Source organism: Xanthomonas sp. PPL134 (assembly GCF_040595915.1).
GTDB classification, from domain to species: Bacteria; Pseudomonadota; Gammaproteobacteria; order Xanthomonadales; family Xanthomonadaceae; genus Xanthomonas_A; species Xanthomonas_A indica.
In genome coordinates this window covers 50,532-62,598 of sequence record NZ_JAMDLL010000009.1, presented here as the reverse complement: position 1 = coordinate 62,598, position 12,067 = coordinate 50,532, and the positions used below count along the sequence as shown (strand labels likewise).

The window sequence follows — 12,067 nt, the reverse complement described above, 5'->3', positions numbered from 1 at the left end:
TTGGCGTTGGTCTCTTCGTGCGGCGGCTGCGCGCCCGATGTCGCTTGCGGAGGCGTCTCACTGCGCGCCGGACGCGCTTCTGCCGATCCCCCATCCCGACGCTCCCATCCCAGTTCCATCATCGCGATGGCTGGCGCACCTGTAGCAGCGGCTTCAGTCGCGACCAAGCGTTCCCGGGAATGCCCATCGCGGCTGAAGCCGCTCCTACGGGATCACGGTGTGTCCCGCCAAGCCACACAACAGGCAATGATGCGCGCCGCCCTCGCGTCGGACGAGGGGGCCGGACGCAGCGCCGCGATCCGTGCCGTGGCTATGGCTTCCTGGCGAGCGGCGTGAGGCCGCTTTCCGCGATCGCCTTCGCGGCCGCCGGGGACGCCAGGTACTCCAGCAGCGCCTGCGCCGCCTGCGGCTGCGTGCTGGCGGTGGCGACGGCGCCGGAATACAGCGTCATCTGCTGTGCCTGCTTGGGGATCAGGCCGACGATGGCGATGCCGGGGACCGGCTTGAGTTCGCTCAATTGCTGGAAGCCGAGTTGCGCCTCGCCACGCGCGACCACCGCGCCGACCGGCTCGGCGGGAATCATCCGTGCCTTGGCGGCGAAACCGTCGCCGAGCCGCATCCGCGGGAACAGCGTGCGCGACAGGTAGACGCCGCTGGCGCTGTCGGAATAGGCCACCGAGCGGCTGTCCAGCAGGGTCTTGCGGAAGGCGTCCATGGTGGAGATGTCCGGCTTGGGCGCGCCCTGCTTGACCGCCATGGCGATGTAGGACTCGCCCAGGTCCACGCGGCTGGCGGGGCGCGCCTGGCCGCTGGCAAGGAGCTTGTCGAGCGCCGCACCGACCATCAGCAGCACGTCCGCCGGCTCGTGGCGGGCGAGGCGGTTGGGGATCGCCTGCGGGGTGTCGCCCATCGACGGCGCCGCCTCGATGTGCAGTTTTACGCCCGTGGCCCGCTCGTACTCGGGCGCGACGGCGCGGATCGCGCCCATGATGCCGCCGGAACTGAGGACGGTCAGCGTCGAGGGCGGGGCGGGGCGGCTCGCTTCCGGCGCCGCCGCCGATGCGGACGCGGATGCGAGCAGCAGCACGGCCAGGGTCAAGGGGATCAGGGAACGACGCATTGCACACCTGCCAGGGGGAAAACGGCGACAGCCTGCGCGATCCGCGCTGAAGCGGAGGAGAAGCCGCCAGCGCGCGCGGGTCATGCCAGTGCGCCTGCGCGCCACTGCGACGGCGCCATTCCACGGGCCTGGGGCACGTCGCCGCATCCCCTTGCTCGCAGTTATATGCTTATGCCATCCGCATCACCGGCGCTTGCAAAAAGCCGCGCGCCGCCGTCTAGAATCCCACCATGCCGTTGGCTTCTTCCGCCCGTCGCCGTGCTGCGCCCTTCCTGATCCTCGAGACCGGTGAACCGGTGGCGACGATGCGGCGCTACGGACGCTTCCCGCACTGGATCCGGGTCGCCGCCGGCCTGGCCGAGCGCGACACGGTGGTGGCCAATGTCGCCGCCGGGGAAGCCTTGCCGGCGCGGGGCGACTTCGCCGGGGTCATCGTCACCGGCTCGGCGGCGTTCGTCACCGACCGGGCCGACTGGAGCGAGCGCTCGGCAAGCTGGCTGCGCGAGGCCGCCGAGGACGGCACGCCGCTGCTGGGCATCTGCTACGGCCACCAGCTGCTGGCGCACGCGCTGGGCGGGGAGGTGGCCTACAACCCGGCCGGGCGCGAATCGGGCACCGTGCACATCGAACTGCATCCGCCCGCGGCCGAGGATCCGCTGTTCGCCGGCCTGCCGGCGCGCTTCCCCGCGCATGCCACGCATCTGCAGACGGTGCTGCGCGCGCCGGCCGGCGCCACGGTGCTGGCGCGCTCGGCGCAGGACCAGTGCCACGCCTTCCGCTGGGGCGAGGCGACCTGGGGCCTGCAGTTCCATCCGGAGTTCGCCACCCACCACATGCGCGGCTACGTGCAGGCGCGTGCCGACTGTCTACGCAGCGCCGGACGCTGCGCCCGTACCATCGCCCGCGAGGTCAGCGCCGCACCGCTGGCACGCAAACTGTTGCGGCGCTTCGTTCAGCACGCACGCGGGCAGCACAGCAGCGGCCAGGCAAAACCGCGATAATCTGTGCAGTCGCCGCGCTGTACGGCGTCCCCCACTTCGGATTGGCAATGATCGAGATTCGCAAGCTGCCGGCCTCGGCCGGCGCGGAATGGCTGTTGGCCGGCATGTCCCTGCTGCGACGGGCGCCATGGGCGCTGGGCCGGCTGGGACTGATCTGGGGGCTGACGGCGCTGATCGCCCTGTTCCTGGGCGTGCTCAACCCGACCCTGGGCATGCTGGCGCAACTGCTGATGGGCCTGGCCGGGCCGCTGCTGTTCGGCGGGCTGGTGTGGGCCGTGCGCGAGGTCGACCAGGGCCGCAGTGCCGAGCCGGCGCACCTGCTGCAGGGCCTGCAGGGCGGCCGCACGCCGAACCTGCTGGTGGCGCTGTTGCCGCAGGTGGTGGTCGGACTGGCGCTGGCCCTGCTGGCGGTGGTGGTGATCGGCCCGGACGGGTGGATGCAGTTGACCACGGTGATGAACAAGCTCAACGAGCTGGGCCAGTCCGGCGCGCAGCCGGATCCGCTGCAGGTGGAGCAACTGGTCGCGACCCTGCCGGCGCTGCGCATCCTGCTGTGGCTGATGCTGGTGGCGGTCGGGTTCGTGGCCGTGGCGCTGACCCTGTTCCTGTTCGCGCCGCAGGTGATGTTCGACGGCCGCAACGGCATCGCCGCCATCGGTCACGGCCTGCGCGCCTGCCTGCACAACCTGCCGGCGATGCTGGTGTTCTTCGTCCTCGCCTTCCTGGCCATGTTCGCGTTCTACTTCGCGCTGACCGTGGTGATGCTGGTGCTGCAGTTCCTCGTCGGCACCGCGGTGGCGGCGCTGGTCGCGCAGTTGCTGCTGATGGCGCTGTTGATGCCGGTGCTGGCCGGGATCGTGTATGCGGCCTGGAAGCAGATGTTCGTGCACGCCGGCGATGCGGCGGCCGTGGCGCCGCCACCGAACGTCATCGAAGCCTGATCGCGGCAGCTCAGCGACGGCCGCTGCCGTCGCCGGGAGCGCTCTGGGCCGCCCGTGGCATCGCCTCCAGTTCGTCGATCACCCGCCTGGGCGCGCGTAGGCGGATCCGCACCGGGAACGATTCGTACACCACGACGCCCTCCACCACGCCCCGCTCCTTCAGCTCCATGACCCTGGCCAGCACAGGGTCCGGGGATTGCGCGCTGCCGACAATCAGCGCGGACTCCAGCGGCTCGCGATTCGCGGCCGGCCCGCTGCCGAGGCTGCAGCCCGCCAGCAGGACCAGCGTCGCGGCAAGCATCCGTCTCATCTGCAATTCCTCTCGCATCGTCGGTTCGGCGTAAGCCGTGGTGCGCAGTCCTCCGCAGCACCACGGCGATGGCACTCAGGATCGGGATCGGGCGCTCGTCACGGGTTGTCGGCGATCCAGTTCTGCAGCGTGTTGAAGACGGTGCTGGTCAGCCGCGTCCCGCAGTTTTGGCTCGACGAGCCGGTGGTGTGGACGCCGCGGACCACGTAGCCGCTGTCGTAGATGCCGCTTCCGCTGTTGCCGCCGCTGGTGTCGATGGTGTAGCAGAGCCTGTAGGAGCCGCTGGTCGAGACACCGCCGGACGCACTCCACATCGTTCCGAATGGCTTGTCGCCCGGGTATCCGGTGATGGTATGGGTGCCTCCGGAGTAGGTGCCCCAGCCTGCATTCCCGCCATGGGGAGCAGTGCTCAGGACGATCAGCGCATAGTCGTAGTTGCTGTCGCCGTTGTTGAGCCACGCCGTCGTGGTGATGGCACGCGCCCACGTCGCCGTTCCCCACGGCTGGTAGCTGCCGTTCTGGGCCACGGTGAAGTCGAGGCTGGAATACCAATTGCCAGCGCCGTCGGACACGCAGTGGCCGGCGGTCAGGACGTGCTTGGGTCCGATCAGCGTTCCCGTGCAGCCGATGCCTATGCGCCCGATGTGCCAGTACGGCGCGTTGGTGGTGGTGGTCACCTGGACCCGTTCGTCGGTCCCGATCACCACGTTGGGGACGGCGCGGCCGGCACCATCGCCGGTGGGACGCGTCGGTGGCGTGCCGGGTACGGAGTGCGGCAGGCGGCCGAGCAGTTCCATCGCCTTGATCGCCTCCTCGAAGAGCGCCACGTCCTCCGCGCTTGCCGACGAGACGTATTGGTCGCCATTGCGGGTGACCATCACCGCGCTCAGGCCGGCGGCTTTCTGTTGCGGACTCTGCAAGCGCGTGTCCGCCGGGGTGGCCGTCTCCGCGTACACGCCGGTCACCAGATTGTCGCCGTTGATGAACTTCGCTTTCCCGCCCTGTTTCTGGAACGATGGCGTACCTGCGACCGCCGCGGTCGCCGCTGTCGATACCAGCAAGGTAAATCCCAGTGCAGCCAGACGTTTCATGACGTACTCCTTGGTCATTGGGATACTGCTTCATTGCGAGCGATGCCGGTCGTGAGCGACGTCCTGCGCTCTGCCGGCTTGCCTGTCCGTCAGGGACAGGAGGGGGCGGCGGCGCGAGTGCCACCGCCATGAAGACGGTCTTCCATGGCCGTGTCGGCAGGGCCGGGTGCGGCCCGGTGCCGATGCTGCTGTGATCGGATACGGCTCCGGCGCCGTGTGCGCGGATCGCGCGATCCGGCGCCGGCCACGAGCCGACAACACATCTCTCTACTCAGGCGCGGCGTTGGCCAAATGGCAGGGAATGGCGCGCCGCAACGCGGCCCACGCCGCGCTGTGGAAGCGCATCGCACTGCTGGATTCCTAGATCGCGTCGTCGCGCAAGCGACAGCACCCGCGCACGGGCGATCAGCATGCGCTCAAGGGAATGGTCTTGGTCCTGTGCACCGGCAGTCATTCGCACGCGGTACCTTCCTTGGGTTTATTCGCGGCCCTCAGGGGGCATCCGTTGCTGTTTCGCAATGACGGCGCAGTTGCCCGTGGGGACTTTATACGTCAGCCACTGCGGGTCGTGCCGTAGTTTGCATCCCAGATCACCGCACCGGGTTGGGCGGTCGGACTGCAGCTGCGGTTACTGCGTGCGCGCCTGGCTTGACACCAGCCAGCTCGACGCCACGATGCCCAGTTCGTACAGCAGGCACATCGGGATCGCCAGCATCAGCTGCGACACCACGTCCGGCGGGGTCAGCACGGCGGCCAGCACAAAAATACCGACCACCGCGTAACCGCGGCCCTCGCGCAGTTGCTGCGGGGTCACCCAGCCGAGCAGGGCCAGGATCACCAGTGCCACCGGTAGTTCGAAGCTGGCGCCGAAGGCGAAGAAGATCGCCAGGACGAAATCCAGGTAGGCGCCGGCATCGGGGGTGAGCTGGATCACGTCCGGCTTGAACGTGGTCAGGAAGTGGAACACCGCCGGCAGCACCAGGAAATAGGCGAAGCCGCAACCGAGGTAGAACAGCAGCACCGCCGAGGCCAGCAGCGGCAGCGCCAGGCGCTTCTCGCGCTGGTACAGGCCGGGGGCGACGAAGGCCCAGGCCTGGTACAGCAGCCACGGCGCGGACACGAACAGGGCCAGGAAGAATGCCAGCTTGAGCGGGGCGATGACCGCGCCGGCCGGGTGCGTGGCGATCACGCTCTGGCCCACCGGCAACTGCGCCAGCATCGGCTCGGCCAGCCAGGAGTACAGGCGCTTGGAGAAGGGCAGCAGCGCCACCACCACCACGCCCAGGCCGATCAGCGCGCGCATCAGCCGCGCGCGCAGCTCGATCAGGTGTTCGATCAGGCTGCTCTCGGCTTCGACGTTCATCGCGGCGCCTCCGGATCACGGGAGGGCGGCTGGCCGGTATGCGCGGTCGCCGCGCCGGGTGCCGGATGCGGCGCGGCTGCGCCGCGCGCGGCGGCCGGCAGCACGGACGCTGCGGGAGTCGTCGAGGCCGTCGGCGGGGGCGTGGCCGTGTCGGCAACGTACGGCGTCGAGGCGTCGGTCGAGGTGGCCGCCGCGGTCGGCGCGACGGTCGGCGCGTTGTCCGCAGGCGCTACCGGCGGGTTCGGATCGATCTCGCGGCGCAGTGCCTCGGTCTGCCGGTGCAGTTCCTCGCTGCCGTCGCGAAACTGGGTCTCGGCCTGGCGCAGCGAACTCTGCACGTCGTGCAGGCTGCGCTTGAGTTCCTCGGCTTCCAGTTCGCGTTCCAGTTCCTGCTTCACCGAGTCCCACTGCGCGCGGGCGCGACGCACCCACAACCCGGCAAAGCGCGCCGCCTTGGGCAGGCGCTCGGGGCCGAGCACCACCAGGGCCACCACCGCGATCACCAGCAGTTCGCTGAATCCGATATCGAACACGCCGGCGGGGTCCCGTCAGTGAGAGTCGCGGTCGCGCTCGGCCTGGGTCTGGCGGGACGGCTCGCTGCTGCTGCGCGTCTCGTCGCCGAGCTGGCCGGCCGGCTTGTCCTCGTCGCGCATGCCTTTCTTGAACTCTTTGACCGCGTTGCCCAGATCCTTGGCGCCGCTCGTCAGCCGCTTGGTGCCGAACACCAGCAGCACGATCACCAGCACCACCAGCCAGTGCCAGATGCTAAGACTGCCCATGATCCGCTCGCAGAAAAGTCGTAAGGAACCCGCAGGATAACGCACCGCGCCGCGCCGCGTTACCTCTCGCGGCCATGCAGGCGCGCCTGCAGGCCGGGACGGACAGGTGACGTTGGGAACAACGCTCAGCGATCGCCGTCGAGCTTCTCGGTGCGGATCTCGCCGTCGGACACCGGCTGGAAGCCCTGCTGCGCCGGTGGCGTCTGGCCCTGCAGGGGCACGGTGCTGGCGGCGGCGTCGGGCGCGGCGGTCGGTTCGGGCGAGGGCTGCGGCGCCGGCATGGCCGGTGCCGGGGCGGCGCCCGGGTTGCCGTTGCTGTCGGTGCCGCGGCTCTGCCGCGCGGCGTAGGTGGCTTCCTCGAGCTTGTCGCGGAAGGCGACGATGTCGTTGGACGGCCGGTTCGTGGTGCGGCCCTCGAAGATCATCCGCGGCGTGGTGTTGCTGCCGTAGGCATTGAGGTCGGCGGCATCGTCGATCTGCAGCGCCGCACCGTCCAGGGCGACGCCGGCGAACAGGCCGCGGGCGCGCGACCACGACCAGATCTCGGCCTTGAGCTGGCCGTCGGTGGCGGCGGCGGCGTTGCGCCCCACCGGGCCGGCGGCGACGCCGGCATCGGCGCCGAGGGTGAACTTGCCGTTGACGATGTTGTCCAGGCTGCGGTCGTTGCGGAACACCAGCACCACGTCGGAGGACTGCACGCCGACCTGGAAGCCGATGCTGCCGCCGGTGAGCTTGACGAACACCGGGTTGGACCAGGTGCCATCGGGGCGCTTGACCGACATCAGGCCGTGGCCGCGACGCCCGCCGATCACCAGCCCGGCCTTGAGCGTATCCGGGATCACCACGATGGCGCGGCCCTCGTCGAGCAGCTTGTCGGGGATGGCCTGCTCGGGAATCTTCTGGATGTCGGTCAGCACGCGCAGCGCGTTGCGGGCGCGCTCGTCCTCTTCCGGGCCGGCCACGGCGTGGCCGACGAACAGCAGGGTGCTCAACAACAGGGCGAGGCGCGGCAGGAGGGGCATGGCGGGCTCCGAAGTAGGTCCGCAGCAAGATACTGCAAGCGCTTGAACTTAGTCACAGGGCAATGAATCGGCAATGAGTGGTGCCGGGCTGCGCGCAGGCGCCATCGATCGCCGCGATCGAGCGAATCGACACGCCGTGGCGTGCGCGCTCTGCCACAATGCGCGCATGTCCGACGCACCCGAGACCGCCATCCTGGTGGTGAATCTAGGCACGCCCGAGGCGCCGACCGCGCCTGCGGTCGCCCGTTATCTGGCCGAGTTCCTCGGCGACAAGCGCGTGGTCGCGATCCCGCGGCTGTTCTGGTGGCCGCTGCTGCACTGGGTGATCCTGCCGCGGCGCTCGCCGAAGTCGGCGGAGAAGTACGCGCAGGTGTGGCTGGCGGACGGTTCGCCGCTGGCGGTGTATACCCGGCGCCTGGCCGAGGGTATGCAGCGCGAACTGCCCGGCCACCGCGTGGCCTGGGCGATGCGCTACGGCGCGCCGGCGCTGGCGCCGGCCCTGGATGCGCTGCGCGAGGCGGGCGTGCGCCGGATCGTGGTGCTGCCGCTGTACCCGCAGTATTCGACCACCACCACCGCCTCGATCGAGGACGTGGTGCGCGCCTGGCAGGCGCGCCATCCGCAGCTGCCGGTGCACCTGATCGAGGACTACCCGACCGATCCGGCCTGGGTCGCCGCGGTGGCGGACAGCGTGCGGGCGCACTGGGCGCAGCACGGCCGCGGCGAGCGCCTGTTCTTCTCCTTCCACGGCCTGCCGCAGCGCGTGGCCAACAACGGCGATCCCTACCCGCAGCGCTGCGAAGCCAGCGCGCAGGCGATCGCCGCCGCGCTGGGCCTGGAGGCCGGGCAATGGGAGCTGGGCTACCAGTCGCGCTTCGGTGCCGAGCGCTGGCTGCGCCCGTATGCCGAACCGCGGCTGTGGGAGCTGGCCGGGCAGGGGGTCAAGCAGGTGGACGTGATCTGTCCCGGATTTGCCACCGATTGCCTGGAAACCCTGGAAGAAGTGGCGATGGGCTTCGTCGAGACCTGCGCCGAACGCGGCATGCAGGTGCGCTACATCCCCTGCCTCAACGACGCCCCGGCGCACGCGCGCGCGCTGGCGCAGCTGGCGGCCCGCGCCGCATGAGTGTGCGCCCCTTCGCCTGCCCCTCGCGGGTGGGCGCGCTGGCCGGACTGCGCAGCGGCGACCCGGAGGGGCCGAAGGCGCTGGCCTTGCACGGCTGGCTCGACAACGCCGCCAGCTTCGTGCCGCTCAGCCGGCACCTGCCGCAGCTGGACCTGGTGATGCTGGACCTGCCCGGCCATGGCCACAGCAGCGCCTTGCCCGATGGCGCCGAGTACCTGCTGGCCAGTGCCCTGCATCCGGTGCTGGATGCGGCAGACGCGCTGGGCTGGGAGCGCTTCGTGCTGATCGGCCATTCGATGGGCGCGGCCATCGCCAGCCTGCTGGCCGCCGCGGCGCCGGAGCGCATCGAGAAGCTGGTGGCGATCGAAATGCTGGGCGGCCTGGCCGAGAGCGAGGCGGGGGCAGTGGCACGGCTGCGCCATAGCGTGGCCAGCACCCGCCGCGCCACCGCCACGCCGTTGCGCGTGTTCCCCGACCTGGCCGCGCCGGTACGGGCGCGGATGCTCGCCAACCAGCTCAGCGAACCGGCGGCACGGCTGCTGGTGGAACGCGGCGTGCGGGCGGTGGACGGCGGCTACGTGTGGCGCAGCGACCGCCGCCTGACCCTGCCGACGGCGATCCGCGCGACCGAGCCGCAGATGCAGGCGCTGCTGGCCGGCATCGAATGCCCGACCGCGGTGGTGTTCGCCGACCCGGCGCAGGACATGCTGCCCGAGCCGCTGCGCCTGCAGCGCGCCGCGTGCCTGCGCGACGGCCGCGTGCACACCTTGCCCGGCACCCACCACCTGCACATGGAACAACCGGCGGCGGTGGCCGCGGTGCTGCGCGACTTCCTCTGAGGCGGCCGCGGCGGCGGGCGACGCGGTCGTCGCGCCGCAGTCTCCGCTCGGTACGCCATCGTGCCGCCGAGCATCGCGCACGCACACTGCGACGGACTGACCGCCGGCGCTGTGCGGCCTGCCGCGGTCGTGCGCTTTCCGGCGTCACAGTTCGGCATGTTGTCGCCGAGCCGTCGCGTTTCGGAAAACTTCCGCGCACAGCGTAGCGCGCACCTTTCGCTCTGCGCCGCGCCTCCGATGATCCGCTTCCTTCGCCGCTACCGGGTCAGCCCACGCCTGACCTTCGCTTTCGCTGCCCTGCTGTTGATCTGCGGCGCCCTGATCGTGGCCAGCCTGGCGTCGATGGCGCTGGCGCGGCATCAGCTCGACGACATCGCCCTGGACAAGATGGAGAAGATCCGCCTGTCCAACGCCATGGTCGCCGCGCAGGCGCGGCTGGAGATCGGCCTGCTCAATGACGTCATCCTGACCAACCCGGACGAGAAGCAGGCGGTGGTGCGCGCCATCGGCGCGGCCCAGCACGACTATGCGCAGGCGCGGCGCACGCTGTTCGCGCTGCGCCTGGACCCGGCCGACCGCACCGGCGCACAGCTGCGCGCGGCGATCGACAAGGCCTACGCGCAGGTGCAGCCGTTCCAGTCGCAGGTGCTGGCCCTGGCCGCCGACAACCAGAACCTGGATGCGCAGACCCTGCACCTGTATACCCTGCAGCCGCTGCTGGCGCAGTGGCAGCAGGCGATCCAGCGCAATGCCGCGCACCTGCGCACGCTCAGCGACGGTTCCTACGCGCAGGCGGTGGCCACCATGACCCGCGCGCGCTGGATGCTGCTGCTCGGCGGCGGCCTGTTGCTGGCGGTCAGCGCCTGGCTGGGCTGGTGCATCACCCAGAGCCTGGTGCGGCCCTTGCGCGACGGTACCCGTGTGGCCGCGGCCATCGCCGCCGGTCAGCTCGATGCGGTGGTGCCGGCGCAGGGCAACGACGAAGCCGCCGACCTGCTGCGCAGCATGCAGACCATGCAGACGCAGCTGCGTGCGGTGCTGGCCGAGCAGCGGCGGATGGCGCAACAGCATGCGGACGGCGCCATCGCCTGGCGCGGCGAGGCGGCGGCGTTCCCTGGCGACTACGGGCAGCTGCTGCGCGACGCCAATGCGCTGGTCGACCTGCACGTGGGCACCGCGCAGTCGACGGTGGCGCTGATGCGGCGCTACGCCATCGGCGACCTCAGCGAGGACATGCCGCGCCTGCCCGGCGAGCAGGCCGCGATCTCCGAGGCGATGGATGCGATCAAGGCCAACCTGGGGACGCTGAGCCGCGACATCTGGCACCTGGCCGAGGCCGCCGCGGCCGGCGACTTCAGCGCACGCGCCGACCTCGGCGCGCACCAGCACGATTTCCGCATCATGCTCGAGAGCCTCAATCAGTTGATGGCGACGGTGGACGGCAACCTGGGCCAGTTGTCCGGGTTGCTGCGCGCCATCGCCAGCGGCGATCTCGGCGTGCGCATGCACGGCGACTTCCGCGGCGTGTTCGCCGACATGCGCGACGACGCCAATGCCAGCGCCGACCAACTGGCCGCGATCGTGGCCGGCATCCAGCACGCCGCCGCGGCGATCGACGCCGAGGCCGGCGCCATCGCCGGCGGTCACCAGGACCTGTCGCAGCGCAGCGCCGAACAGGCCGGCACGCTGGAGCGTACCGCCCGGGCGGCAGCGCGCCTGACCGCCACCGTCCGCCAGAACGCCACGCATGCGCACCACGCCAACGAACTGGCCGACGCGGCGACGACCGTGGCGGGCCAGGGAGGGGCTTCGATCGACGCGGCGGTCGGCGCGATGCAGGGCGTGGAAGCGGCCTCGCGCAAGATCGGCGAGATCATCGGGGTGATCGACGGCATCGCCTTCCAGACCAACATCCTGGCGCTCAATGCCGCGGTGGAGGCCGCACGCGCCGGCGAACAGGGCCGCGGCTTCGCCGTGGTCGCCAGCGAGGTGCGCGCGCTGGCGCAACGCTCGGCCGATGCGGCCAAGGAGATCAAGCGCCTGATCGAGGCGTCGGTGGACCAGGTCGCGGTGGCCTCGGCACAGGTGCACGATGCCGGCCGCACCATGGGCCGCGTGCTGGCATCGGTGAGCGAGGTCAATGCGCTCATGACCGGGATCGCGGCCGCGTCGCAGGAGCAGGCCGCCGGCATCGACGAAGTCGGCCAGGCGATGGCGCAGATGGACCGCAGCACCCAGCAGAACCTGGCGCTGGTGGAGCAGGCCACGGCGGCCTCGCGCGCATTGGAGCAGCAGGCCGGCAGCCTGAGCGAGGCAGTGGCGGTGTTCCGCCTGGCCGGTGCGGCACCGTCGGTTCTGCCTGCGGAGGACGAATTGCCGGTGCTGGCGATCCAGCCTGCGCCAGCCGGCTTCGACTACGCGCGCAACGCCTGATGCGAAGCGTGCCGGAAGGATCGATCGGATGCCCCATGCACC

12 protein-coding genes are annotated in these 12,067 nt (G+C 70.7%); 5 read left to right on the top strand and 7 right to left on the bottom strand.

What is annotated here, in order from left to right; all coding sequences use genetic code 11:
- Positions 1-310: 310 nt before the first annotated feature.
- Positions 311-1,120, bottom strand: coding sequence for a substrate-binding domain-containing protein (locus M3U25_RS15605; RefSeq protein WP_355501735.1), 810 nt, complete (start codon positions 1,118-1,120; stop codon positions 311-313).
- A gap of 230 nt (positions 1,121-1,350) precedes the next feature.
- On the opposite strand from M3U25_RS15605, the gene M3U25_RS15600 reads away from it, so the two are divergent.
- Together M3U25_RS15600 and M3U25_RS15595 are read left to right on the top strand one after the other, a co-directional pair.
- Positions 1,351-2,121, top strand: a complete 771-nt coding sequence (locus tag M3U25_RS15600) for a glutamine amidotransferase (RefSeq protein ID WP_242157623.1) — start codon at positions 1,351-1,353, stop codon at positions 2,119-2,121.
- Positions 2,122-2,168: 47 nt separating this feature from the next.
- Complete coding sequence (locus M3U25_RS15595; RefSeq protein WP_160947472.1) at positions 2,169-3,062, top strand: BPSS1780 family membrane protein; 894 nt, start codon at positions 2,169-2,171, stop codon at positions 3,060-3,062.
- 10 nt (positions 3,063-3,072) lie between these two features.
- On the opposite strand, the gene M3U25_RS15590 is transcribed toward M3U25_RS15595, so the two are convergent.
- The 6 genes from M3U25_RS15590 to M3U25_RS15565 all read right to left on the bottom strand — a co-directional run bounded on the left by M3U25_RS15590 (position 3,073) and on the right by M3U25_RS15565 (position 7,627).
- Positions 3,073-3,372 carry a hypothetical protein gene (locus M3U25_RS15590; RefSeq protein ID WP_355501739.1) on the bottom strand — a complete coding sequence of 100 codons (300 nt, stop codon included), beginning with the start codon at positions 3,370-3,372 and terminating at the stop codon, positions 3,073-3,075.
- Between the two features lie 98 nt (positions 3,373-3,470).
- Positions 3,471-4,463, bottom strand: a complete 993-nt coding sequence (locus tag M3U25_RS15585; RefSeq protein ID WP_242157615.1) for a trypsin-like peptidase domain-containing protein — start codon at positions 4,461-4,463, stop codon at positions 3,471-3,473.
- A 628-nt stretch (positions 4,464-5,091) separates the two neighbouring features.
- A complete protein-coding gene (tatC, locus tag M3U25_RS15580) occupies positions 5,092-5,826 on the bottom strand; it encodes a twin-arginine translocase subunit TatC (protein ID WP_160947470.1) in 735 nt (244 codons plus the stop codon).
- A complete protein-coding gene (gene tatB, locus M3U25_RS15575; RefSeq protein ID WP_355501742.1) occupies positions 5,823-6,359 on the bottom strand; it encodes a Sec-independent protein translocase protein TatB in 537 nt (178 codons plus the stop codon). The genes tatC and tatB overlap by 4 nt, the downstream gene beginning before the upstream one ends.
- A gap of 15 nt (positions 6,360-6,374) precedes the next feature.
- Positions 6,375-6,605, bottom strand: a complete 231-nt coding sequence (gene tatA / locus M3U25_RS15570) for a Sec-independent protein translocase subunit TatA (protein WP_242157590.1) — start codon at positions 6,603-6,605, stop codon at positions 6,375-6,377.
- A 125-nt stretch (positions 6,606-6,730) separates the two neighbouring features.
- Positions 6,731-7,627: a YSC84-related protein gene (locus M3U25_RS15565; protein WP_355501745.1), complete on the bottom strand. Its 897-nt coding sequence runs from the start codon at positions 7,625-7,627 to the stop codon at positions 6,731-6,733.
- A gap of 166 nt (positions 7,628-7,793) precedes the next feature.
- Here M3U25_RS15565 and hemH point away from each other — a divergent pair, with 166 nt between their 5' ends.
- From hemH to M3U25_RS15550, 3 genes are all read left to right on the top strand, one after another.
- Positions 7,794-8,753 (top strand): ferrochelatase, encoded by a 960-nt coding sequence (gene hemH / locus M3U25_RS15560; protein WP_242157580.1) that lies wholly within the window; start codon positions 7,794-7,796, stop codon positions 8,751-8,753.
- On the top strand, positions 8,750-9,592 hold the full coding sequence (locus M3U25_RS15555) for an alpha/beta hydrolase (RefSeq protein ID WP_355501749.1): 843 nt from the start codon (positions 8,750-8,752) through the stop codon (positions 9,590-9,592). Before hemH ends, M3U25_RS15555 begins: the two co-directional genes overlap by 4 nt.
- A gap of 237 nt (positions 9,593-9,829) precedes the next feature.
- Positions 9,830-12,025 carry a methyl-accepting chemotaxis protein gene (locus M3U25_RS15550; RefSeq protein ID WP_355501752.1) on the top strand — a complete coding sequence of 732 codons (2,196 nt, stop codon included), beginning with the start codon at positions 9,830-9,832 and terminating at the stop codon, positions 12,023-12,025.
- Positions 12,026-12,067: the final 42 nt, after the last annotated feature.